We start from the raw sequence: 2,894 nt of genomic DNA, 5'->3' as shown, positions 1-2,894 counted from the left end.
CGGAAAAAGAGGGAGGAAACGAAAATGTCGCTTCAGCACTGCCAAATTTCCGCTTTAAGCTCTATTTGAAATCCAATCTGGAACGTCTGTACCGGAATACGGATGGCGAAATCGTGTGGATGAACCGGGATGGGGAAGTCGTCTCGTTGCCGGAGGTAAAAAAGAATTTTCCACGGCTTAGAGAATCCTTTGCTCCGGTTCAGAAAATTTTCACGCAGGTAATTCATAAAAAAGATTCCCAGACGGCTGGTTCCGTCAATAACAATGTCTGGGGCAGCGCAGTGACGGCAAAGGAACGTCTGTACGAATATGGAAAAGACGGGCAGATAGCGGATTCGAAAGAGGTTAATCAGGGATATACAAGACTTCTTGAGACGGTCATGCGGACCAAGGAAGATGGAGCGGGAGCGGTACGGGAAGTTTCCGGCTATCAGTATGAGAAATTTTTCGATGCGATGGCGGTGGCGAACCGGGATAAATGGCAGCGGGCAGATGCAGCAGATACATCCTTTAAGCCGTTTGCGTGGATCCGTACGGGCATTTTTGGAACCGGTGGCGGAGAAATAAAAGATCCGGCGCATCATAACAATGCGGCGATACAGAACCAGAGCCGTACGTCGGAAGCAGCCATAGAAAATGCAAAACGGTCGGATGCTGTCCGTCAGTTTGCGATGGACTGGTATTTGAAGGATGAGGTAAAGAAGCAGAACATTCAAGCATCGGGCGGACAGGAAGGCTACCCGGATTATATCTATGATGAAGCATTACATCAGGCAATTTTAAAAGCAGAGGAATATTTGAAGCCGTTTTTCTCCTATGATTTGGATGATTTATACGCGATTGAGTGGGACAGCGCGGAAAATGGAGGTTCCGATCGGGACAAAACAACGTTGTCAGCAGAAAAATTAAAAAAATCCGAGGAAGGTTATTATTATGGCGTTTCGAAATACCTTCCTTACGGAACCTATGTGGCAGTCGAGCAGCAGCCGTATTCGGGAGCACTGGAAGATTTCAAAAACCAGCATTATCGGATCGATCAGCCGAAAGAAATAGAAGTCCCGTCGGTTTATGAGGCAGGTGGAAACCTCGTATCTCCGGAAAAAAAGTCAGCGGATTATCAATATGACGCCTCGGCATCGCCGGAAACGCTGGCGGCGAACTATCAGATCCGGATGAATGAAGAGTGGGGAGATACAAATCAGGCGGATTTGAGGAAATATGTGATCCGCGCACATGGACAGGATGGAACTTATGAGATTTATAAATATGGTCTGGATGCGGATAAACGGCAGGGAACGATCTCCTATCCAGGCGGAAGCTATGACTACAGCGGATTTTCGCCCGCTCAGAGGGAAATGGCGCCGTACAAGGACATTTATCGGTCTGAAAATGCAAACAGCCGGTACCGGAGCAACGAGAAGGTAGAAAGCTATTACCGTTATGGTTCGATCTCAGAGCAGGCAGGGTGGGAAGATTCAGTGGAATATCCGTATGGAGAGAAGACGGATGATAACAATCCGGCGGGATTTTATCTGAAAGATCATGTCAGGACAATCACCGGGGCGCTGACCGGGTTTGACGGGCGGTATTTTCAGGGATTGGTGCCTTACAGTGTGACAGAACCGGCGGCGGAGTCCGCCTATGATGCGTTGGGATTTACCGGCTACGCGGATGGAAAATACCGGAATACGTTTTATGCTGCAAAGCTTCGGATTGAAAAACTAGATTCGGAGACGGGAGAGAATATTCTGCATGATGATGCGGTGTTCGCTATTTATGCCGCCAGCCGGGACACGTCGAAATACAGCGAGGGGGAGGTGCAGTTTTATGAAAAAGATACACAGGTGACAGCCAGCCGAGAATTTTTGGAGGCAATGGGGGCAAAGAAAATCGCGCCGGTTGATTTGAAAACGCTAATTCCGTCAAAATACCCCTGGAAAGCACCTTATACAGGAAAATATACAGGCATAATCCCGGCAGGAACTCCGATTTGCAGTGAAACCGATCAGGTGGTGATGCAGGATGCCTTTGGGACGCGGACGGGCACATTCCGGGTTTATTCGACGCTGCAGGATTTTGGTGGTTTAGGGGAAACTCTGCCGTCCAACCAGAATACAGGATATCTGATCACGCCGCAGCCGCTGGGAGCAGGAGCCTATGTGTTGTGTGAATTATCTGCACCAGAAGGATACGTGAGAACGAAACCGATAGCGGTGGAAGTGTATTCGGATGAAGTAACGTATTATCGGGACGGAGAGCGCGGTCAGCGGGTGGCAGCTGCCGTGTATAGAGAAATGGTAACCCGGATAAGCAGCAACGGAGAAGCAGTCCAGAACCCGGATGGAACGAAGTCAAATGGCAATAAGCCGCAGAACCTGGGGGATGTGGCGCGGATTTATGTAGGAAATACGCCGATCCGGCTGGAAATCGCGAAAGTAAAACAGGATGAAACGGAGATTTTGTTTGAGTTGAGCGATCGGCGAGAGGGAACTTTGACCGAGCTTTCGAACCGTTATGGTCTTGAAAATCTGGAACTGGCGTACAATGCGTCGGGAACGTTCCTTGGCTATGGGTGGTCAAAGGGCTGGCTGGATAGTCTGAGGGCAAAACAGGAAGCCGGGGAGTGGATTGACCTGATTTATGAGGATCAGGTTTTTACTGGAAAAGCGATCTGGCATCGGGTTCCAGATACGGCACACGCACTCAACCGCTATCTTCCAGGTGCATCGATGTGCCTGTATGATGCGATCGAGGTAAAGAAGAACGGGGACAGTGAGGACCGGGCGTATGCCGGTGTCAATGTGGTGCGCGATTCGTTTGGAAATGTGATCCGGATGTATGTGCAGAAAGGTTATGCGGGAAACCAGCTTCTGTATGTGAAGGATAAAGAACAA

1 pseudogene is annotated in these 2,894 nt (G+C 49.4%); it reads left to right on the top strand.

What is annotated here, in order from left to right:
• Nucleotides 1–65: 65 nt before the first annotated feature.
• Nucleotides 66–2,894, top strand: a pseudogene (locus QVO97_RS05850) (hypothetical protein); the annotation flags it as partial.

Origin of the sequence: Clostridium sp. CAG:43, from assembly GCF_000434655.1 — a bacterium.
GTDB lineage: Bacteria > Bacillota > Clostridia > Lachnospirales > Lachnospiraceae > Otoolea > Otoolea fessa.
The sequence above is the reverse complement of the archived record's forward strand: the minus strand, read 5'-3'. Positions and strand labels throughout refer to the sequence as shown.